Genomic DNA, 20,932 nt, shown 5'->3' on the forward strand with positions numbered 1-20,932 from the left:
GCCACTCCGCATGAAGGTATCGCCAGCCCGCCGGGCTCGGCGCGCTCGCAAGCTACTCGCCCCCGGGGGGGCGGAACCATGCGGCTCCGCCCCGACGTGTGAGCGGGCGCACGGGTCCCGTGGCAGTGTCGGCAGTTACCTTCCCGCGCATGACCGACCCGCTCGCCGTCCTCCCCCTCGCCGCCGCGGCCGCCGGCGGGCGCGTGGACCAGCACGACGCCGCGCGGCTGGTCGCCGCCGGCCTGACCCTCCTCCGGCGGAGCGCGGCGCTGGTGCGGGCGCTCCAGGACCGGCGGAGCGCGATCCTCCTGCCGACCTCCCCCGCCTTCCTGGTGGCGCTGGCGGCCAGCGAGGGGAGGGGGGCGGTGCTCGTGAACCCGCTGGCGGCCCCGCCCGAGGTCGCCCACCAGCTGCGCGACGCCGGGGTGGGGGTGGTGTTCACCAACGCGGCGCTGGCGCCCCGGCTCCCCGCCGGCACCCCGCACGTCCTGCTCGACGACGCGCCCCGCACCGCGCGCCTCGTCGTCGGCGACGCGCCCCGCGACGTGTCGCTGGAGACGCCGATGGGCGACGCCCTCGACCTCGAGGGGTCGGAGGAGGCCGAGGGGCGCGACGAGGAGGCGGCGGTCGTCTACACCTCGGCGATGGACGGGACGCCGCTCGGCGCGATCGTCACCCACCGCAACCTGCTGTCGAACGCCCGCGCGACCGTCGACGCGGCCCGCATCGCGGCCGACGAGCACGCGCTGGCGGTGCTCCCGTTCTCGCACCTGTTCGGGCTCGTGGTGGCGGCGGTCGCGCCGCTGCTCGCGGGCGGGCGCGTGACGACGATGGACCGCTTCCACCCGATCCGCGCGGTCGAGCTGATCGAGCGCGAGGGGATCACGCTGCTCGTCGGCGTGCCGGCCGTCTTCGCGGCGCTGCTGCAGGTGGTCGAGCGGCGCGGGACGCGGCTGCAGGCGCCCGCGCTCCGCCTCTGCATCTGCGGCGGCGCGCCGCTCGACGTCGCGCTCCAGATGCGGTGGGAGGCCGCGACCGGCGTCGCGCTCCGCCAGGGCTACGGGCTCACCGAGGCCGGGCCGGTGTGCCTGTTCAACCGCTGCGACCAGCCGAACCGCCTCGGCACGCTGGGCGTCCCCTTCCCCGGCGTCGAGGTCGAGGCGCGCGACGTCGCGACCGGCGCCCCGCTCCCCGACGGCGTCGAGGGGGAGCTGTGCGTGCGCGGCCCGAACGTCGGCCCGGGCTACGTCGGCGGCGCGCGCGGGCTCGGGCGGCACGGCGAGTGGCTGCGCACCGGCGACCGCGGCGTGCGGCACCCCGACGGGACGATCGCCTTCCGCGGGGTGCTCAAGGCGATGTTCACGCGCAACGGCTTCAACATCTACCCGCGCGAGATCGAGCGCGCGGTGCGCGAGCTGCCCGGCGTGCGCACGGCGACCGTGCGCGCGGTCCCCGACCCGGCGCGCGAGCACGACATCGCGCTGCACGTGACCGGCGACGTCGGCGCGGACGCGGTGAAGCGGTGGTGCGCCGAGCGGCTCAGCGCCTACAAGCAGCCGGCCGAGGTGACGGTCGGCTAGGCGCCGAGCTCGATCTCGCCGGCGCGCACGGCCCGCTCGAACGCCTCGACCATCCGCGGGTCGTACTGCGTTCCCGCGCACCGCCGTAGCTCGGCGCGCGCGGCCTCCATCGTGAGGCCGCTGCGGTACGGGCGCTGCGAGGTCATCGCGTCGAAGGAGTCGGCGACGGCCGCGATGCGCGCCTCGAGCGGGATCGCGTCGCCGGCCAGCCCGTCGGGGACGCCGCTGCCGTCGAACCGCTCGTGGTGCGAGCGCACGACGTGCAGCGCGCCCGGCGCCTCGACGAGCAGCGGCGCGAGCAGGCGCCACCCGATCTCCGGGTGCGTCATGATGTGCGCGTACTCGTCGTCGGTGAGCGGGCCGGGCTTGTTGAGCACCGCCTCGCGCACGCCGATCTTGCCGATGTCGTGCAGGTGCCCGCCGAGCTCCAGCTGCGCCAGCGTGCGCGCGTCGCACCCGAGCGCGCGCCCGATCGCGACCGCGTACCGCGACACGCGCACCGAGTGGCCGCGCGTGTACGGGTCCTTGACCTCGAGCGCGTCGGCCAGCGACTGCATGCTGGCCAGGAACAGCGTCTCCAGCCGGCGGGCCTGCTCGGCGACGCGCGCCTCCAGCAGCCGCTGGTAGGCGCGGTTCTCGACGACCAGGCGGCGCTTCTCGAGCGCCTGCCCCACGCGCGCCCGCACCTCCTCGAGGTGGAACGGCTTGGTGAGGTAGTCCATCGCGCCGAGGGCGAGGCAGCTCACCGCGACCTCGACGTCGGCGACGGCGGAGATCATGATGACCGCCGTGTCGGGCCAGCGCTCGCGCACGTGGCGCAGCAGCTCGACGCCGTCCATCCCCGGCATCCGCAGGTCGGTGAGGACGAGCGTCGTCGGCTCGGCCTCGAGCGCCGCCAGCGCCTCCTGCCCGTCGCCGACGTCGACGCAGGCGAAGCCGTCGCGCGTCATCAGGCGCACCAGCACCTGGCGCAGCCGGGGCTCGTCGTCGACGATCACCACCCGCCGGAGGTCCGCCTCGGCGACGTCGCCGGGCGCGGGGCGCGGGATCGGGGCCGGCACCGCGATGCCGGCCGCGGACGGGGAGACGAGGCGCGTCACGGCGGGAGGAGGGGCGGACGGCTGGGGGGGCGGGTATCTTGCGCGTCGCTCCGTGGCTCCCTTCTCCACACCGCCAGCACCGCCGGGATGACGCGCATCTTCGAGGACGATCTACGCTCCGGGTTCGGCACGCGGGCCATCCACGCCGGCCAGCGCCCCGACCCCACGTCCGGGGCGATCATGACCCCGATCTACCAGACCTCCACCTACGTGCAGGACGCCCTCGGGCAGCACAAGGGGTACGAGTACGCCCGGGGGAAGAACCCCACGCGGGAGGCGCTGGAGCGGAACGTAGCCGCGCTGGAGGGGGGGCGCCACGGCTTCCACTTCGGCAGCGGGATGGGGACCCTCGACTCCATCATGAAGCTGTGCCGCGCGGGCGACCACATCGTCTGCGGCGAGAACGTGTACGGCGGCACCTTCCGCCTGTTCGACAAGCTGCTGCAGCACCTCGGCCTCTCGTTCACGTACGTCGACACGCGCGACCCGCAGAAGATCGCCGACGCGATGACGCCGAAGACGCGGCAGGTGCACGTCGAGACGCCGACGAACCCGCTGATGTGGATCACCGACCTGCGCGCCGCCGCCGACGTCGCGCACCGCGGGAACGCGCTGCTGGTGGTCGACAACACCTTCGCGTCGCCCTACTTCCAGCGACCGCTGGAGTTCGGCGCCGACATCGTCTGGCACTCGGCGACCAAGTACCTGAACGGCCACAGCGACCTGGTGGGCGGCATCGCGGTGCTGAACGACGACGACCTCGCGACGCGGCTGCAGTTCATCCTCAACGCGGCCGGCGCGGTGCCGGGGCCGTTCGACAGCTGGCTGATCCTGCGCGGCACGAAGACGCTGCACCTGCGCATGCGCCAGCACGACGCCAACGGGCGCCGCATCGCGCAGTGGCTCGCCGAGCGCGTGGGGCACGAGCACGTGCTCTACCCGGGGCTCGAGTCGCACCCGCAGTACGAGCTCGCCAAGCGCCAGATGAGCGGATTCGGCGGGATGATCACCGTCGAGCTGGGGACGAAGGAGCGCGCCGCGCAGGTGCTCAACCGCGTGCGGATCTTCTCGCTCGCCGAGTCGCTGGGCGGCGTCGAGTCGCTGATCTCGCTCCCCGCGCTCATGACGCACGCCTCGGTGCCGCCCGACAAGAAGGCGGAGATGGGGATGGGCGAGGGGATGATCCGCCTCTCGTGCGGCGTCGAGGAGGTGGAGGACCTGCTGGCCGACCTGGAGCAGGCGTTCGAGGGGATCTAGGGAAGCGTCGAGCGTCGAGCGTCGAGCGTCGAGGGGCGGGTGACACCGGAGCCCGCCCCGCCCCGTAGGATTCGACGTCCCGCTCGACGCTCGACGCTCACCGCTCGACGCTTCCGACGCTCCCGCCCCCCATGCGCACCCCGCTCTCGAAGATCTCCGCCCTCGCCTGGGAGCACCCCGACGACCGCGCCGCGCTGGAGAAGCTGCGCGGGATCCCCGGGTTCGACGGCGTGGTGCGCCAGGTGGCGAGCGCGTACGGCGGGCGCGGCGTCCGCAACCTGTTCCTCGGGAACGCCGTGCGCGTGGGGCCGGCGCAGCGGCCGGCGCTCTGGCAGCGCTACCAGGAGGCGCTGGCGACGCTCGACTGGCCGGACGTGCGCGGCGACGGCGCGCGCGGCGCGCCCCCCGAGCTGTACGTGACGCGCACGCCGTGGATGCACGCCGGCGCGGTGGGCTTCGAGGAGCCGTTCATCGTCCTCAACGCCGACGACCTCGACCTGCTCGACGGCGACGAGCAGCGCTTCCTGCTGGCGCACGAGCTGGGGCACGTGATGAGCGGGCGCCTCACCTACCGCACGGTCGCGGCGCTCCTGCTCACCCTCGGCGTGTCGAACCTTCCGCTCGTGGTCGGGGTGGTGCTGCTCCCCTTCCAGCTCGCGCTGCTCGACTGGTACCGCAAGGCCGAGCTATCGGCCGACCGCGCGGGGCTGCTGGGCGTGCAGGACCCGACGACCGCCTACCGCGCCTTCCTGAAGCTCGCCGGCGGCGCCCCGGGCGACGGCGACCGCCTCGACGTGGACGCCTTCCTCCAGCAGGCCGCCGACACCGACACCGGCGGCTCGGGGTGGAACACGGTCGTGAAGGCGCTCAACTCGGCGCTGCGCGACCACCCGCTCCACACGCTCCGCGTCGCCGAGCTGCGGCGCTGGGCGGAGAGCGAGGGGTACGTGCGCGTGCTCGCCGGCGAGTACCTGCGCCGCGACCCCGCCCGCGACGCCACCGCCGAGGAGCGCCGCGAGGCGCGCGCCGAGGACGCCGCCCGCGAGGCCGACGCCCGCGCCGAGTCGAAGGAGGACCCGATCGTCGACCCGCTGCGCGAGGCGGCGGCGACGATCCGCGAGTCGTTCGGCAAGGCGCGCGCGGCCTTCGACGACGTCTTCAAGGGCAACGCCTGATCGGCGCTGCGGGCTGCGGGCTGCGGGTCTCGAATCCGCAGCCCGCAGCCCGCGGCGCCGTTATGTTGCCGGCCATGAAAGTCCTGATCATCGGCGGGGGCGGACGCGAGCATGCGCTCGCGTGGAAGCTCAGGCGCGAGGAGGCCGGCCTCGAGATCGTGGCGGCGCCGGGAAATCCGGGGATCGCGCAGCTGGGGCGCTGCGTGCCGGTCGCCGCGTCGGACGTCGAGGCGCTGGTCGCGCTGGCCGAGTCGGAGCGGCCCGACTGGACGCTCGTCGGCCCCGAGGCGCCGCTGGCGGCGGGGATCGTGGACCGGTTCCGCGAGCGCGGGCTCCCGATCTTCGGCCCGACCGCGGCCGCCGCCGAGATCGAGACGTCCAAGGCGTTCGCGAAGCAGCTGATGGTGGACGCCGGGGTGCCCACCGCGCGCGCCGAGCTGCACACCGACGCGGCCGCCGCGAAGGAGGCCGTCCGGCGGTTCGGGGCGCCGGTCGTGGTCAAGGCGTCGGGGCTCGCCGCCGGGAAGGGGGTGATCGTCGCCCAGACGGTCGAGGACGCCGAGCGGGCCGTCGACTTCATGCTCGTCGAGGGCGGGTTCGGCGTCGCCGGCGCCGAGGTGCTGGTGGAGGAGTTCATGGTCGGCGAGGAGGCGTCGTGCTTCTTCCTCACCGACGGCACCAGCTGGATCGCCCTGCCGCCGGCGCAGGACCACAAGCGGCTCGAGGACCACGACCGCGGCCCCAACACCGGCGGGATGGGCGCCTACGCCCCCGTCAGCCTGCTGGAGACCGACGACGGGCGCGCCCTGCTGGCCGGCGTCGAGCGGAGCGTCGTCGAGCCGACGCTGCGGGCGATGCGCGAGCGCGGGCGCCCGTTCACCGGGCTCCTGTACGCCGGGCTCATGCTGACGCCCGACGGGCCGCAGGTGGTCGAGTTCAACTGCCGGTTCGGTGACCCCGAGACGCAGGCCCTGCTGCCGTTCCTCGACGGCGTGCCGGTCGGCGCCTGGATGCGGGCGATCGCGGTCGACGGCGAGCTTCCCGCGGCCGCCGCGCCCGGCGGATCGTCGGCCGCGGTGACGACCGTCGTGGCCGCGGCGGGGTATCCCGACCGCCCCCGCACCGGCGACCCGATCGCCCTACCCGAACAGGTCCCGGAAGGGGTATATCTCTTCCACGCCGGCACCGCCCTCGACCCCGACGGGCGGCTCGTCACCGCCGGCGGGCGCGTGCTGGCCGTCACGGCGGTGGCCGACACGTTCGAGCGCGCCCGCGCGCTCAGCCGGACCACCGCCGCGCAGGTGCAGTTTGCCGGCAGGCAGTATCGGACGGACATCGGGTGGCGCGAGGCCGAGCGCCGCCGGGAGCCGTCGTAACCCGCTCGACTCCTCGGGCGCGAGCCCGTCCTGAGCAGGACGGCGACGAAGGATGCCCGAGCTTCCCGAGACCGAGACGATCGCCCGCGACCTCGACGCCGCCCTGCCGGGCGCCGTCGTGCGCGCCGTGTCGGTCCCCCGCCCCTCCGTGCTGCGCGAGGCCGACGCCGCGGGGCTGGCCGCGCGCGCGGCCGGCGCGCGCATCGACCGCGTCTGGCGGCGCGCCAAGCTGATCGTCCTCGACCTCTCGACGGGCGACCGGCTGGTCGTGCAGCCGCGCTTCACCGGCGCGCTGCTGCTGGAGCCGGCCCCCGGCGACGGCAGCGGGCTCCCCGAGCGCGAGCGCGGCTTCGTGCGCGTCACGCTGGCCCTCGCCGACGGGCGCGCGCTCCACTACCGCGACATCCGCGCGCTCGGCACGGTCGCGCTGATGGACGCCGCCCGCTTCGCGGCGTACGCCGGCGCGCTCGGCCCGGAACCGCTCGACCCCGCCTTCGACGCCCCGGCGCTGCACGCCGCGCTCGGCGCGTCGCGCCAGCCGGTCAAGAAGGTGCTCATGGACCAGCGGCGGCTGGTCGGCGTCGGCAACATCTACGCGAACGAGGCGCTCTGGCGCGCCCGCGTCGCCCCCGCGCGCCCGGCGGCGTCGCTGACGCGCGCCGAGAGCCGGCGCGTGCGCGACGCCATCGTCGCGGTGCTGTCGGAGTCGATCGCGCTGCGCGGGACGAGCTTCCGCGACTACGTCGACGCGAGCGGCGGGCGCGGCGGCTTCGTGGAGCGGCTGGCCGTGTACGGCCGCGCCGGCGCGCCGTGCGGCCGCTGCGGCGACGCGCTCGAGGGGACGCACGCGGTGGACGGGCGGCAGACGGTGTTCTGCCCGCGGTGCCAGCGATGAGCGCCGAGTTCGAGGTCCCGCCGCTCGTCGCCGCCGCGCTCAACGCGGCCGCCGACGCGCACCTGCCGGCGCTTAAGGCGATGGTGCGCGCCGAGGCGGCCGACCTGCCGGGCGTGTACCGCATGCTCGGCCCCGACGGCGAGGTCGTCTACGTCGGCAAGTCGAAGAAGGTGCGCACCCGCCTGCTGTCGTACTTCCGCGGCGTCTACCCCGACGACAAGGGCGCGCGCATCCTCCGCGACTCGGTGCACATCGAGTGGGAGTACACGCCGAGCGAGTTCGCCGCGCTGCTGCTGGAGCTGCGGCAGATCAAGCGCTGGCGCCCCCGCTTCAACGTGCTCATGAAGCGCGACGCGCGGCACTGGAGCTTCATCAAGCTCACCAAGGGCCCCGCGCCCAAGCTGCACGTCGTGCGCGGCAGCACCGGGAGCGCCGACGGCGGCTACTACTACGGGCCGTTCCAGGGCGCGAGCGGTGTCGCCGAGGCGGTCCGCGAGCTGTCCGACGCGCTCGGGCTGCGCGACTGCGCGCAGGCGACGCCGATGCGCTTCGCCGACCAGGGCGAGCTCTTCGTCCCCGAGCTGGTGCAGCTCACCTCGCGCACGCCGCGCTGCATCCGCCACGAGATCCGGAAGTGCCTCGGCCCGTGCGTGGCCGGGTGCACCACCAGCCAGTACGCCGAGCGGGTGAAGCTGGCGAAGGGGTTCCTCGAGGGGGCCGACGGCGGGCCGCTCGACGCGATGCGCGCGCAGATGGACGCGCTCAGCGAGGCGATGGAGTTCGAGCGCGCGGCCGCGCTGCGCGACAAGGTGTGGCGGCTGGAGTCGCTGCAGGGGCAGTTCGAGCGGCTGCGCTTCGCCGTCGAGACGCTGAGCTTCGCGTACGTGGCGCGCGGGCACGACGCCGAGGACCGCGTCTACCTGGTGCGGCGCGGGCGGGTGCGCGCCGAGCTGCCGCGCCCGCACGGCGACGAGGGCGCGGCCGCGCTGGAGGCGCTGGTGCGCGACGTGTTCGTGCCGCGCGAGCGCAAGGGCGCCGCGGTGCCGACGCACGAGGTCGACGAGCTGCTGCTGCTGTCGTGGTGGTTCCGCCACCGCCCCGCCGAGCTCGCGCGCACCGTCCCCGCCGCGGCGCTGCTGTCGGCGACCGGCGCCGATCTCGTGCGTCGGCTGGACGACACGGCGCGCGACGCGGCCGCGGCCTGACGGTCCGTCCGCGCCCTGCCGGCGGCCGGTCGGTGGCCGTCGATTTGCACCTTGGGGCCTGCGGCGACGCCGCCGGCGATCAGTGCCCGCCCCTCACGCCGGCAGGGCGCCGCGCAGCAATCCTGGACCCCGACGGAGCGGAGCGCGCGACACATGGCCACCACCTGGCAGCCCCCCAATTCCTGGGAACCCACGACGCTGGTGCAGTGCATCAGCGTGAAGCCCTGGCTCAAGCTCCCCGGCGACGACGAGCCGGGCGGGTGCCACGACCTGACGCTCGGGCGCATCTACCAGATGCTCGGCGTCGAGGCCAACGGCGCACTCTACCGCATCATCGACGACTCGGACGACGACTTCCTGTACCCGGCGTCGCACTTCAAGGTGGTCTGAGATCCGGTGATCCGGATCACACCGCTCACCGGCGCTCGGCGGGCGCGAGGCCGAGCGCCAGGTTGAGCCAGCGGACCAGCGGGAGCATCGCCGCGAAGTCCTTCACCAGCCGGTCGGCCAGCCCGGGCTTGAGCACGTCGGCGTCGGGGATGGCGCGGCCGGCCGTGAAGGACTGGTAGCGGAGCCACTCGCCCGCGGGGTGGTCGGGGGCGAAGCCGCGCGGGACGCGCGTGAGCACGGCCTCCGCGTCGAGGGCGCCGAAGCGCCGCCGGAACGACGGCGCGCGCAGCAGCGCCTCCCACTCCACGGGGCGCGCCGCGATGCGGTCGCGGATCGCCTGCAGCGCCGGGCGCGCGGGCATCCACATCCCGCCGCCGCTCCAGCAGTCGCCGGGCGCGAGCTGGAAGTAGAAGCCGGCGCCGCCGTGCACGTTGCCGCCCGCCGTCCCGCCGCTCCGCGCGCTCGGCACGTCGCGGTGGTAGAACCAGACCGCGGCGTTGGTCTTGTAGGGCGACTTGTCCTTCGCGAAACGCACGTCGCGGTGGATGCGGAACACCGAGCGCCTGCGGTCGCCCACGATCTCGGGCGCCACGTCGCCGAGCCGCGCGTCGACCTCCTCGACCAGCGCGACCAGGGGCTCCTTCACGTCGCGCTCGTAGCGGGCGCGGTGCTCCTCGAACCACTCCTTCCGGTTGTTGCGCGCGAGCTGGCGGAGGAAGGTCAGCGCGCCTGGCGGGAAGCTCACGACGGGAGCGGGACGAGGGTGACGTCGGCGGCGCCGTCCCGGACGACGAGGCGCGCCACGCAGGGCAGCAGGTCGAAGCGCCGCGCGCCGGCCGCGCCCGGGTTGACCACCAGCCGCCCGCCGGCGCGCGCGACCAGCTGGCGGTGCGTGTGGCCGTACACGAGGACGTCCTGCGGGTAGGCGGCCAGCAGCCGCTCCGGCGTCGGGCGCCCCAGCTCGTGGCCGTGGCTGACGTGGATCGTCACGCCGCCGACCTCGATCGTGCGCTCGTGCTCCAGCTCCGGGTGGTCCGGCGGGTCGGTGTTGCCGAACACCGCGAGCACGGGCGCGATCGCCTGCAGCTCGACCAGCACGTCGCGCCCGCCCACGTCGCCGGCGTGCAGGATCAGCTCGACCCCGGCCAGCGCGTCGAACACCGAGGCGCGCACGAGTCCGTGCGTGTCGGAGATGAGCCCGATCTCCACGTCAGCCCCCCCAGCGGCGCCCGACGTCGTGCTCGACGTCGAACAGGTCGAGCACGCGCGCGACGACGAAGTCCACCAGCTCGTCGATCGTCGTCGGGCGGTGGTAGAAGCCGGGCGCCGCCGGCAGCACGATGCCCCCCGCCTGCGTCACGCGCAGCATGTTCTCCAGGTGCACCTGCGACAGCGGCGTCTCGCGCGTCACCAGCACCAGGCGCCGCCGCTCCTTGAGCGCCACGTCGGCCGCGCGCTCGACCAGCGACCGCGAGGTGCCGGCGGCCACCGCGGCCACCGTCCCCATCGAGCACGGGCAGATCACCATCCCCGCCGAGCGCGCCGACCCCGAGGCCGGCCGCGCGCCCCGGTCCTTGTCGTCGAACACCGTCACCAGCCGGTCCCACCCCTTGGGGTCGCACTCGGCGCGCAGCGCCTCGATCGACGCGATCCCGACCTCGGTGTCGAGCAGCCGGAAGCCGTGCGACGAGACCACCAGCCACACCGGGCGCCCCGCCGCCACCAGCGCCCGCACCAGGCGCACCGCGTACGGCGCGCCCGAGGCGCCCGTGATCGCGACGACCAGCGGGAGCGGCGCGCGCGCGCTCACGCGAGCAGGCGCCCGGCCAGCACGCAGGCGAGGAAGGCGAGGCTGATGACGCCGTTCATCGTGAAGAAGGCGGCGTCGAGCCTCGACAGGTCGCCCGGGCGCACCAGCCGGTGCTCCCACGCCAGCAGCGCCGCGACCACGCCGACCCCGGCGGCGATCCACGCGCGCGCGCCCGGCGCGCCCCACGCGACGGCGGCGAGCATCGCGACCGTCCCCACGTGCAGCCCGCGCGCGACCGCGATCGCCCCGCGCTGCCCGAGCGCCACCGGGAGCGAGTGCAGCCCGGCCGCGCGGTCGAAGCCCTCGTCCTGCAGCGAGTAGAAGACGTCGAAGCCGCCGACCCAGGTCGTGACGGCCAGCGACAGCGCGCAGATCAGCCACCACGGCTCGCTCCACGCGCCGACGACGGCGAGGTAGCCGCCCACCGGCGCGATGCCGAGGCCGAGGCCGAGAACCAGGTGCGACCAGCGGGTGAAGCGCTTGGTGTAGCTGTACGCGAACACCCAGGCCAGCGCGACCGGCGACAGCGCGAGGCAGAGCGGGTTGAGCATCGCCGCCGCGAGCACGAACAGGGCCGACGCCACCGCCACCGACAGCCGCGCCGCCGGCACCGTCAGCGCGCCGCTCGGCAGCTCGCGGGTCGCCGTGCGCGGGTTGGCGGCGTCGACGTCGCGGTCCACGATCCGGTTGAACGCCATCGCCGCGAAGCGCGCCGCGGTGAACGCCAGCACCACCCAGCCGACCATCGCCACGTCGACCGGCGCGGTGAAGCTGGCCAGCAGCACCCCGACCAGCGCGAAGGGGAGCGCGAACACGGTGTGCGGCAGCTTCACGAAGCTCGCCCAGCGCGCGAGCGCCGACGGCCCGTGGAAGGTCTGCGGCTCGCGGAGCGAGGCGTCCGGCCGGGTCGTCGGCATCAGAGCCCCAGCTTCGGCCATATGGCGTCGACCGCGGCCCGCGTCGCGGCGTCCATCTCGATGACCTTCGGCCAGCTGCGGGTGAACCCCTCCTCGGGCAGCTTCCGCGTCGCGTCGATCCCCATCTTGCTCCCGTAGGTGAAGGCGCGGCTGGCGTGGTCGAGGACGTCCACCGGCCCCATGGTGAAGCGCGTGTCGCGCTCGGGGTCGATGTTGTTGAGCGCCGCCCACCAGGCCTCCTGCACGTTCCGGACGTCGACCTCCTGGTCGACGACCACGACCACCTTGGCCAGCGACATCAGCCCCATCCCCCAGAGCGCGTTCATCACCTTGTACGCCTGCCCCGGGTACTTCTTGTCGATCGAGACGAAGACGAGGTTGTGGAACCCGCCCTCCGCCGGCATGTGGTAGTCCACGATCTCCGGCAGGTTGAGCTTCATCAGCGGGAGGAAGATGCGCTCGGTCGCGTGCCCGAGGTAGAAGTCCTCCATCGGCGGCCGCCCGACGATCGTCGTCGCGTACGTCATGGACTTTCGCATCGTGACCGCGGTGAGGTGGACCTTGGGGTAAAGGTCCGCCTCGGAGTAGAAGCCGGTGTGGTCGCCGAACGGCCCCTCGACCACCAGCGCCTCGCGCGGGTCGATGTAGCCCTCCAGCACCAGCTCCGCGTCCCACGGCACCTCGAGGTCGCAGCTCACGGCCTTGGTGAGCTTCACCGGCGCGCGGCGCAGGAAGCCCGCGAAGATGAACTCGTCGATCCCCGGCGGCAGCGGCGCGCTCGCCGAGTACACCGACGCCGGGTCGGCGCCGACCACGATGCACACCGGCATCGTCTCGCCGCGCTCCGCCATCTGCCGGAAGTGCTCGGCCCCGGTCTTGTGGCGCTGCCAGTGCATCGCCACCTCGCGCTTCCCGAGCTGCTGCACGCGGTACATCCCGACGTTGCGGATCCCGCGCGCGGGATCCTTCGAGATGCACATCGTGAGCGTGACGTACGGGCCGCCGTCCTCGGGCCAGCAGGTGATGATCGGCAGCCGGTCGAGGTCGATCTCGTCGCCGCGCCACACGACCTCCTGGCACGGCGCGCCCCCCGACTTCACGCGCGGCGGGAACTTGGCCACCTCGAACAGCCGCGGGAGCAGCGACAGCTTGCCGCGCAGCCCCTCGGGGACCTTGAGGTCGAGCAGCTCGGTGATGCGCCGCCCGTGCTCGTCGAGCGCGCCGACGCCCAGCGCCGCGGCCATGCGCCGCATCGACCCGAAGAGGTTGATCGCGACCGGCCACTCCGAGCGCGAGCCGTCGCGCAGCAGCACGTGCTCGAAGAGGAGCGCCTTGCCGCCGCCCGGCATCTTGGAGACGCGGTCGGCGATCTCGCACAGCTCGAGGTGGGCGCGGACGGGGTGCGTGATGCGGTGGAGCTCCCCGAGGCGGTCGATCTCCGAGATGAAGTCCTGCAGCGTGTCGAGCGTCAACGTGGTCTGGGCTGCGGGCTGCGGGCTGCGGATCGGACCGAACCCGCGGTCCGCGGCCCGCAGCGACTTTAGGGTTTAACGCCGACGTGGATCGCCGCGATCCCGAGCGTCAGCGCGGTCCAGCGCACGTCGGCGAACCCCGCGTCGCGCATCCGGGCCGCGAGCGCGTCGGGGGCCGGGAAGTGCGCCACCGACTTGGGAAGGTAGGCGTACGCGGTGCGGTGCCCGCTCACCAGCCGCCCGACCAGCGGCAGCACGCGGTGGAAGTAGGCGTGGTAGCCGGCGCGCACCAGCGCGTTGGGCGGCGTCGTGAACTCCAGGATCACGAACCGCGCCCCCGGCGCCAGCACGCGCCGCACCTCGCGCAGCGCGCCGTCGAGGTCCGCGACGTTCCGGATGCCGAAGGCCACGATCGCGCCGGCCGCCGCGTCGGCGGCGAAGGGCAGCTCCAGCGCGTCGGCGGCCACCGGCGCGAGCCGCCCGGCCGGCGCCTTCCCCGCCCCGGCGCGCAGCATCGGCTCGGCGAAGTCGGCGCCCAGCACCAGCCCGCGGAACCCCGGCGCGTGCGCCAGCTGCGCCCCGACGTCGAGCGTCCCCGCGCACAGGTCGAGGTACGTCCCGTCGGGGCGCGCCTCCCACCCGAGCGCCGCCAGCGCGCGCCGGCGCCACGCCCGGTCGACGTTCAGACTGAGGAGGTGGTTCAGCAGGTCGTAGCGCGGCGCGATCTCCGAGAAGATGCGCCGCACGTACGCCCGCTTCTCGCGCCCGCCCGCCGCCGCGGCGTCGGCGGCCGCCGCCTCCGGGGGCGGGGACTCGACGAAGGTCATGGCCCAAAGCTAAGCCACCGCCCCCCCGCTCGGCTGGCCGCCCCCCGGGGACGGTCACTACCTTGCACGCGCGCCGCCGCCCGATTCCCCGCACGCCCCGCGATGCCCCCGCCGCCCTCCCAGCTCGACCTGGCCAACCTGCCCGACGCCGACGTCGTGCGGCTGGCGCAGGAGGGGCGGGAGGCGGCCTTCCGGGAGCTGGTGCGGCGCTACGAGCGGCCGGTCTTCTCGCTCGTCTTCCGCATGGTCCGCGACCGCGAGACCGCCGAGGACCTGGCGCAGGACGCCTTCATCAAGGTCCTGAACCACATCGACAAGTACAGCCCCGAGTTCAAGTTCTCGAGCTGGCTGTTCAAGATCGCGAACAACGTCGCGATCGACTGGATGCGGCGGAAGCGGCTGGACACGGTGAGCATGGACGGCTCGCCCCACGCCACCACCGCCGCCGAGGTCGAGGCCACGACGTTCGACCTGGCGGCGCAGCAGGAGTCGGCGCTCGACGAGCTGGAGGCCCGCGAGCTGGGCACGGCGATCGAGCGCGCGATCGCGAAGCTCCGCCCCGAGTACCGATCGTGCATCATGCTCCGGCACGTGGAGGGGCGGTCGTACGAGGAGATCGCGACCACCCTCGACCTCCCGCTGGGGACCGTGAAGACCTACATCCACCGCGCCCGCCACGAGCTGCGTCGGGCGCTGGAGGACCTGCGCCAGTGAGGCGTCCCGTGACCCCGATCACCCCCCGCGGCGGCCCTGAAACCTCCGCTCCGCCCCGGCCGTACGCCGGGCAGGAGGAGCCCACGTGAACCGTCATCTACTGCCCGAAGAGATCGACCTGCTCATCGACGGCGAGGCCGGCTTCGGCGTCGCGCCGCTCAAGGCGCACGTCAAGGAATGCCCCGACTGCTCGGCGGAGCTGGAGACGGCGCGTGCGGTCGCGTTGGAGCTCGACCTGCTCCCGCACCTGTCGCCCGCCCCGCTGTTCGCCGACCGGGTGATGAGCCAGGTCCAGGTGTTCGAGCCCTGGCACGTCGCGGCCCGCGACGCCCTCGCCCGGCTCGTGCCGCAGTCAACCCCCGCCCGCGTCCTCGCGGCCGCCGGGGGGCTCAGCCTCGCCACCGTCGTCTCGCTGGCGACCCTCTGGATCGTCGCCCGGGTCGATCTGCTCGCTCTGCTCGGCGGGGCCGCCCTCGATCGGACGCAGGCCACGGCCCGCGCCGGGCTGGCGAGCTTCGCCCGCGAGCTGCTCGGCGGGCAGGCCCCCGACAACGGGGTCGTCCTGCTCCTCGCCCTCGCCGCCTTCGTGCTGGCGGTGGTGGGGGCGACGGCCGGCCTGCGCCGCGCCGTCGCCGCCCCGGGACGCCGGTCGCAGGGGTGACGGCCGTGCGCCGACTCCGGTCCTGGCTCGCCCTCGGCGCCGCCCTGCTCCTCGGATCTCCCGCCTCCACCGCCCTCTCCGCCCAGCCGGCTCCCCGGCCGGCGGAGGGGGCGGTGCGCGTGGGGGCGCTCACGGTCCCGGCCGGCACCACCACCGGCGGCGTCGTCGTGCTCCAGGGCGACGTCGACGTGCAGGGAACGGTCGAGGGCGACGTGGTCGCGCTGCGCGGCGACGTCACCGTCCGCTCCGGCGCCCGGGTGACCGGCAACGCCGTCTCGGTGCTGGGCGACGTCCGGGTGATCCCCGGCGGCACGGTCGCCGGGGACGCCGAATCGTTCTCGCAGGAGCCGGCCTGGTCGCGAGTGGGCGAGGGTGGCGCCGCCGCCACCGCCTCCCCGTGGCGGGGGCTGACGCTCACGCTCGGCTGGCTCGCGATCCTGCTGCTCATCGGGATCGGGGTCCTGGTCTCGGGGAGCACCTACCTCGACGGGGTGGCCGACACGCTCCAGCGCAGCGTGGGCCGGGCGATCGCGGCGGGGCTGGTGGGGCAGCTGCTGGTGCTCCCCGCGCTGGTCACGATGGTCCTGCTGCTGGTGGTCACCGTGGTGGGGATCCTGGCGGTCCCGCTGGCGGTCGTCGCCCTGATCCTGGCGGTGGCCGGGCTGCTGACGCTCGGCTTCCTGGCCGTCTCGTTCGTGACCGGGCGCGCCATCGCCGGCGCGCCGGGCGACTGGAAGGCCACCGCCGCGCGCGGCGAGGCGCTGCGGGCGCTGACCGTGGGGCTGCTGGTCTACCTCGCCCTCTGGATCGCCGCCGCCGCGCTGCAGGGGCTCCCGATGGTCGCCTTCGTGGTGCGGGTGGCGGCGCTGGGGCTCACCTGGGTCGCCGCCACCGCCGGCTTCGGCGCCGCGCTGCTCTCCCGCGCCGGGACCCACACCGGCGGGACGCCGGCGGGAGGCGCGGGGCGCCGCGCCGTCGGCACCGTCCCGGCGGAGCGCGACGGCGTCCCGGTCTGGCAGACGCCGACCCCGATCGGCGGCATCGTCGCCGCCCGCCGCCCCACCGCGGTCCCCCCGCCGCGCGACTGACGGACTCGCCCGCCCGCCGGCGGCCCACGGATTGCCCCCCTCCCGCGCATGCCGAACCGCAGCCGGAGGGGGGCTTTCGCATGACGTTCAAGGGGCACCGCATCGGACCGCTCGTGAAGCAGACGGCCCGCGAGGTGATGGACGACAACGTCCTCGGCCTCGGCGCACAGACGGCCTACTACTTCTTCTTCTCGCTCTTCCCGATCTTCCTCTTCCTCGCGCCGCTGCTCAGCCTCGTCGGCGACAAGCGCGAGACCTTCACCTTCCTGCTCGAGAAGATCCAGGGCGCCGTCCCGCAGGAGGCGTACGCGCTGGTGGTGAACGTGGTCGAGTCGGTGGTGTTCGCCGAGAACGCCCCCGGGCTCGTGTCGGTGGGCGCGCTGCTCGCGCTCTGGTCGGGGTCGAACGTCTTCAGCGCCCTGATGGACGCGCTGAACACCGCCTACGACATCCCGAAGGACCCGCGCCCCTACTGGAAGAAGAAGCTGATCGCCCTCGCCTGCCTGATCGGCGTCGGCGGGCTGTTCGTCTTCGCCACGATCACGATGCTCGCCGGCGGCGACATCGTCGACGCGATCGCGGAGCCGCTCGGCATCGGCGCCGTCGGGCGCTGGGTGTGGGCGATCGCCCAGTACGCGATCGCGCTCGGGCTGCTCGTCGCCAGCGGGTGGGCGGTCTACTACTACCTCCCGGCGATCAAGCAGCACAAGCACCACGCGCTCGTCGGCGCGCTGGTGACGACGGCGCTCTGGCTGATCGTCACGCTCGGCTTCCGCGCCTACGTCCAGAACTTCGGCAGCTACAACAAGACGTACGGCACGATCGGCGGCGTGATCGTGCTGCTCACCTGGATGTACCTGTCGATGGTCGTCCTCCTCATCGGCGGCGAGGTCGCGTCCGAGCTGCAGAAGGGGACGGGCGCTCTGCGCTCCCGCGCCGGCCACCTGTACGACGGGCGCATCGCGACCGGGGGCCCGACCGACCGCGCGTCGGTGGACGCCGTCGAGTCGGTCCCGCCGACGCCCCCCCGCGCGCGTCCCGAGCGCGAGCGCCCCGCGCCGTCGTCGGGGCACGCGCCGCGGGCGGCGTTCGTGGCGCGGCCGCCGAGGGCGGATTGAGGGCCCGGTAGGGCGGGGTCGGGAACGGCGAACTCGGGTACCGCGAATACGAGAGGTGCGAACTCGAGAACGGCGAGGGCCCTCGGACTGGACGCGCCAGCCGGGGGCCCTCGCCGTTCCCGAATTCGACCTTCCCGAGTTCGCCCCGCCCGAGTTCGCGGTTCCCGAGTTCGCCGTTCCCGAGTTCGCCGTTCCCGAGTTCGCCGTTCCCGAGTTCGCCCTAACTTCGCCGACCCTGCCGCAGGACCACCCTCGTCCCCCTCGCCAACCCCAGCTGCCCCGCCGCGCTCCCCTCGCGCACCGCGATCTCCAGCAGCCCGTTCGAGCCGACCAGCGCCACCGGCGCGCCGGGCGCCACGTCCTCGTAGACGCGCCGCACCTCGACGCGCCGGCCGTCCACCTCGATCGCGCCGCCGCCGAACGACAGCAGGTTGGTGACGGCGTTGCCGAAGCGGTCGATGGCGATCACGGCGCCCTCGATCGCGCCGTCGGCGAGGCGGCGGGCCTCGGGGGTGCGACGGACGAGCGGCTCGTCGGCGGGGGTGCCGAGCGCGTCGAGCGGCTCGCCGAGCGCGAGGCGGGCGGCCGCCGGGGCGAAGAGGTCGCGGCCGTGGAAGGTCGGCGCGGCGCGCGGCGGCACGGGGAGCGTGACGACGCGCGCGCCCGCGGCCAGCAGCGCCGGCGACAGCACGCCGTTGTCGGGGCCGACCAAGAAGCGCCCGTCGCTCTCCACCGCCAGCGCCGCGCGGCCGCCGCCGACGCCCGGGTCCACGACCGCGACGTGCACGGTGCCGGGCGGGAAGCGCCGCCAGTAGCGCGCGAGCGCCAGGCGCCCGCTCTCGACGTCGTGCGCCGGCACGTCGTGCGACGCGTCGACGACCGTCACGCCGGGCGCCTGCGAGAGCAGCACGCCCTTCAGCTCGGCCACGTAGCCGTCGGCGGTGCCGAAGTCGGTGAGGAGGGTGACGATGCGCATGAGGGAGGGAGTCAGACCACGTTGCGCTGCCAGCGTCCCCACCGCCAGAGCGCCATCATCGCGAGCCCGCGCGCGGTGGCGGTGAGCGAGATGACCCACCACAGCCCGTCGACGCCCCAGCGCGCGGCGGCCCACGCGGCGAGCGGCACGCGCGCGAGCGTCAGCGACGTCGACGCCAGCATCGGCGCGACGGTCGCCCCCGCCCCGCCGAGCGCGCCCTCGAGCACCACCTCGGCGCACACCACGAGCTGCGACACCGCGACGATGCGGAGGTAGCGCGCCGTCTCGGCGATCACCGAGGCGTCGCCCGTGAACGCCGCCGCGAGCGACTCGGGGACGAGCAGCTCGAGCGTGGTCACGAGCACCGCCGGCGCGCTCGCCCACGCCAGCATCGTCCACCCGGCGCGCCGCGCCCGCTCCGTGAGCCCCGCGCCCAGGTTCTGCCCGACCACCGCCGCCGCCGCGGCGCCGAAGCCGACGCCGATCATGTACAGCCAACTCTCGACGCGGAAGCCGAGCCCCAGCGCCGCCAGCGCCGGCGTCCCGAAGGTCGAGGCGGTGCGCGCGACGAGCACGTAGACGACGCTGAACAGCACCCCCGTGGACGCGGTGGGGAGGCCGATGCGCGCGATCCGCAGCATCACGTCGGGGCGCGGCGCGCCGACGCGGATCATCCCGCGGCGCCAGAGCAGCACCAGCCCGACCGCGAACGCGAGCGACCGCGTGAGCACCGTCGCCGTCGCCGCCCCCGCGATGCCGAGGCGCGGCAGCCCGCCCAGCCCGAGGATCAGCAGCGGGTCGAGCACCAGCGCCAGCGCCACCGACGCCAGCAGGATCACGAACGGCGTGCGCGTGTCGCCCGAGGCGCGGAACGTCGCGTCGACGACGAAGTAGCCGTAGAGCACCGGCGCCGCGAGCAGGTAGCGCCCGAGGTAGACGCGCCCCACCGCCGCCACGTCGGCCGGCGTGCGCATCGCCGCGAACATCCCGTCGAGCCACGCGTGCCCCGCGACGGCGGCCGCGACGCCCAGCGCGAGCGTCAGCACCCGCGCGTCGCCGGCCGCGCGCGCCGCGTCGGCCGGCCGCCGCTCGCCGTGCCGCCGCGCCGCCACCGCGGTCAGCCCGATGCTGACCATCTCGGCGACGGCGATCCCCATCCACACCCAGAACACCGACGCCGTCACCGCCGCCAGCGCCGTCGCCCCCAGCCGCCGCCCGACCCAGAACGCGTCGGCGGCAAGGAACACCGTCATCAGCAGGTTCGACGCGACCGCCGGGATCGCGACCCGCCGGATGACGCGCGGCAGCGGGTCGCGCACCAGCGCCCCGTGCTCGCCCGTGGCCGCGACGGAGACGCCGCCGTCGCGTTCGGCGATGGGGAGGCTGTTCATCGACGTCTCCCCTCGACGCTCGACGCTCGACGCTCGACGCCCGCGGCGTCGCGGCGCCAGGAGGGAGCGTCGAGCGTGGAGCGTCGAGCGTCGAGGAGGGCGGTCGGCCTCAGCGCCCCGCCATCTCCGGATACCGCTCCCCCACCCGCTCCGCGACGCGCGTCGCGAGCGCGGCGAGCGCGCGGGCGGCGCCGGTCTGCGGGGCGGCGGCGACGATCGGGCGCCCCGTGTCCCCGCCCTCGACCACGCGCGGGTCGAGCGGCACCTGCCCGAGCAGCGGCACCCCGACCTCGTCGGCCAGCGCCTGCCCGCCGCCCGAGCCGAACACGGCGATCGGCTTCCCCGTCTCCGGGTTCTCGAGGTAGCTCATGTTCTCGACGATGCCGAGCACCGGGACGCCCGTGCGCTCGAACATGCGCACGCCGCGCAGCGCGTCGCCGACGGCGACCTGCTGCGGCGTGGTGACGACGATCGCGCCGTGCACGTGCGTCGCCTGCACCAGCGACAGCTGCGCGTCGCCCGTGCCGGGGGGCATGTCGACCAGCAGGTAGTCCAGCTCCCCCCACGCCACGTCCTTCAGGAACTGGTTGATCACCTTCATCACGATCGGCCCGCGCCAGATCGCCGGCTGGTCGCGCTCGATCAGGAAGCCGATGCTCATGACCTTCACGCCGTAGGCGAGCAGCGGCTGGATCATGTTGTCGCGCACCGGCGGCGGCTCGTTCACCCCCAGCATCAGCGGGAGGTTCGGGCCGTAGATGTCGGCGTCCATGATCCCCACGCGCGCGCCCTGCTTGGCCAGCGCGGCGGCCAGGTTCACGGCGACCGTCGACTTGCCGACGCCCCCCTTGCCGCTCGACACGGCGAGGATCTTCCCGAGGTGCGGGTACGACACCGGCGTCGGCGCGGCCGGCGTCCCGGCGCGCGCGGTCGCCGCGTCCATCACGGGGAGCGCGCGGGCGGCCGGGCGGGGCGCCGCG

General features: G+C 74.8%; 21 protein-coding genes. 11 read left to right on the top strand and 10 right to left on the bottom strand.

Annotated elements, in window-relative coordinates:
- The first annotated feature begins 149 nt into the window (after window positions 1–149).
- Complete coding sequence (locus tag PYV61_RS01485) at window positions 150–1,580, top strand: AMP-binding protein (protein ID WP_275827558.1); 1,431 nt, start codon at window positions 150–152, stop codon at window positions 1,578–1,580.
- On the opposite strand, the gene PYV61_RS01490 is transcribed toward PYV61_RS01485, so the two are convergent.
- The gene (locus PYV61_RS01490; protein ID WP_275827560.1) at window positions 1,577–2,680 is read right to left on the bottom strand and encodes an HD domain-containing phosphohydrolase; all 1,104 of its coding nucleotides are present in this window, start codon (window positions 2,678–2,680) and stop codon (window positions 1,577–1,579) included. The genes PYV61_RS01485 and PYV61_RS01490 overlap by 4 nt on opposite strands.
- Window positions 2,681–2,767: 87 nt before the next feature.
- On the opposite strand from PYV61_RS01490, the gene PYV61_RS01495 reads away from it, so the two are divergent.
- From PYV61_RS01495 to PYV61_RS01520, 6 genes are all read left to right on the top strand, one after another.
- Window positions 2,768–3,937, top strand: a complete 1,170-nt coding sequence (locus PYV61_RS01495; RefSeq protein WP_275827562.1) for a PLP-dependent aspartate aminotransferase family protein — start codon at window positions 2,768–2,770, stop codon at window positions 3,935–3,937.
- A gap of 131 nt (window positions 3,938–4,068) precedes the next feature.
- Window positions 4,069–5,112 carry a M48 family metallopeptidase gene (locus PYV61_RS01500; RefSeq protein ID WP_275827564.1) on the top strand — a complete coding sequence of 348 codons (1,044 nt, stop codon included), beginning with the start codon at window positions 4,069–4,071 and terminating at the stop codon, window positions 5,110–5,112.
- 74 nt (window positions 5,113–5,186) lie between these two features.
- Entirely contained in the window at window positions 5,187–6,488 is a 1,302-nt protein-coding gene (purD, locus tag PYV61_RS01505; RefSeq protein ID WP_275827566.1) for a phosphoribosylamine--glycine ligase, read from the top strand.
- A gap of 52 nt (window positions 6,489–6,540) precedes the next feature.
- A complete protein-coding gene (gene mutM / locus PYV61_RS01510) occupies window positions 6,541–7,383 on the top strand; it encodes a bifunctional DNA-formamidopyrimidine glycosylase/DNA-(apurinic or apyrimidinic site) lyase (RefSeq protein ID WP_275827568.1) in 843 nt (280 codons plus the stop codon).
- Complete coding sequence (locus tag PYV61_RS01515) at window positions 7,380–8,588, top strand: UvrB/UvrC motif-containing protein (protein ID WP_275827570.1); 1,209 nt, start codon at window positions 7,380–7,382, stop codon at window positions 8,586–8,588. The genes mutM and PYV61_RS01515 overlap by 4 nt, the downstream gene beginning before the upstream one ends.
- 153 nt (window positions 8,589–8,741) lie before the next feature.
- Window positions 8,742–8,978 carry a hypothetical protein gene (locus tag PYV61_RS01520; protein WP_275827572.1) on the top strand — a complete coding sequence of 79 codons (237 nt, stop codon included), beginning with the start codon at window positions 8,742–8,744 and terminating at the stop codon, window positions 8,976–8,978.
- Between the two features lie 25 nt (window positions 8,979–9,003).
- Here PYV61_RS01520 and PYV61_RS01525 read toward each other — a convergent pair whose 3' ends face one another.
- From PYV61_RS01525 to PYV61_RS01550, 6 genes are all read right to left on the bottom strand, one after another.
- Entirely contained in the window at window positions 9,004–9,723 is a 720-nt protein-coding gene (locus tag PYV61_RS01525) for a DUF2461 domain-containing protein (RefSeq protein WP_275827574.1), read from the bottom strand.
- Complete coding sequence (locus tag PYV61_RS01530; protein WP_275827576.1) at window positions 9,720–10,187, bottom strand: metallophosphoesterase family protein; 468 nt, start codon at window positions 10,185–10,187, stop codon at window positions 9,720–9,722. Before PYV61_RS01530 ends, PYV61_RS01525 begins: the two co-directional genes overlap by 4 nt.
- A gap of 1 nt (window position 10,188) precedes the next feature.
- Window positions 10,189–10,788 (bottom strand): flavin prenyltransferase UbiX, encoded by a 600-nt coding sequence (locus PYV61_RS01535; RefSeq protein ID WP_275827578.1) that lies wholly within the window; start codon window positions 10,786–10,788, stop codon window positions 10,189–10,191.
- Window positions 10,785–11,705, bottom strand: coding sequence for a UbiA-like polyprenyltransferase (locus PYV61_RS01540; protein ID WP_275827580.1), 921 nt, complete (start codon window positions 11,703–11,705; stop codon window positions 10,785–10,787). Before PYV61_RS01540 ends, PYV61_RS01535 begins: the two co-directional genes overlap by 4 nt.
- Window positions 11,705–13,177 carry a menaquinone biosynthesis decarboxylase gene (locus PYV61_RS01545; RefSeq protein WP_275827583.1) on the bottom strand — a complete coding sequence of 491 codons (1,473 nt, stop codon included), beginning with the start codon at window positions 13,175–13,177 and terminating at the stop codon, window positions 11,705–11,707. The genes PYV61_RS01540 and PYV61_RS01545 overlap by 1 nt, the downstream gene beginning before the upstream one ends.
- A 68-nt stretch (window positions 13,178–13,245) precedes the next feature.
- The gene (locus PYV61_RS01550) at window positions 13,246–14,004 is read right to left on the bottom strand and encodes a ubiquinone/menaquinone biosynthesis methyltransferase (protein ID WP_275827585.1); all 759 of its coding nucleotides are present in this window, start codon (window positions 14,002–14,004) and stop codon (window positions 13,246–13,248) included.
- Window positions 14,005–14,106: 102 nt separating this feature from the next.
- Between PYV61_RS01550 and PYV61_RS01555 the strand changes: the two genes are divergently transcribed.
- From PYV61_RS01555 to PYV61_RS01570, 4 genes are all read left to right on the top strand, one after another.
- A complete protein-coding gene (locus PYV61_RS01555) occupies window positions 14,107–14,718 on the top strand; it encodes a sigma-70 family RNA polymerase sigma factor (RefSeq protein ID WP_275827587.1) in 612 nt (203 codons plus the stop codon).
- Window positions 14,719–14,803: 85 nt separating this feature from the next.
- A complete protein-coding gene (locus PYV61_RS01560; protein ID WP_275827589.1) occupies window positions 14,804–15,379 on the top strand; it encodes a hypothetical protein in 576 nt (191 codons plus the stop codon).
- A 5-nt stretch (window positions 15,380–15,384) separates the two neighbouring features.
- Entirely contained in the window at window positions 15,385–16,467 is a 1,083-nt protein-coding gene (locus PYV61_RS01565; protein WP_275827591.1) for a polymer-forming cytoskeletal protein, read from the top strand.
- Window positions 16,468–16,547: 80 nt separating this feature from the next.
- On the top strand, window positions 16,548–17,585 hold the full coding sequence (locus tag PYV61_RS01570) for a YihY/virulence factor BrkB family protein (RefSeq protein ID WP_275827593.1): 1,038 nt from the start codon (window positions 16,548–16,550) through the stop codon (window positions 17,583–17,585).
- 220 nt (window positions 17,586–17,805) lie between these two features.
- On the opposite strand, the gene PYV61_RS01575 is transcribed toward PYV61_RS01570, so the two are convergent.
- The 3 genes from PYV61_RS01575 to PYV61_RS01585 form a co-directional block, all read right to left on the bottom strand.
- Window positions 17,806–18,561, bottom strand: a complete 756-nt coding sequence (locus tag PYV61_RS01575; protein ID WP_275827595.1) for an SAM-dependent chlorinase/fluorinase — start codon at window positions 18,559–18,561, stop codon at window positions 17,806–17,808.
- An 11-nt stretch (window positions 18,562–18,572) separates the two neighbouring features.
- Window positions 18,573–19,952 (bottom strand): MATE family efflux transporter, encoded by a 1,380-nt coding sequence (locus tag PYV61_RS01580; RefSeq protein ID WP_275827597.1) that lies wholly within the window; start codon window positions 19,950–19,952, stop codon window positions 18,573–18,575.
- Between the two features lie 109 nt (window positions 19,953–20,061).
- A partial coding sequence (locus PYV61_RS01585) for an Mrp/NBP35 family ATP-binding protein (protein WP_275827599.1) occupies window positions 20,062–20,932 on the bottom strand: 871 nt, incomplete at its 5' end.

It is taken from the genome of Roseisolibacter sp. H3M3-2 (assembly GCF_029211165.1).
Taxonomy (GTDB): domain Bacteria; phylum Gemmatimonadota; class Gemmatimonadetes; order Gemmatimonadales; family Gemmatimonadaceae; genus Roseisolibacter.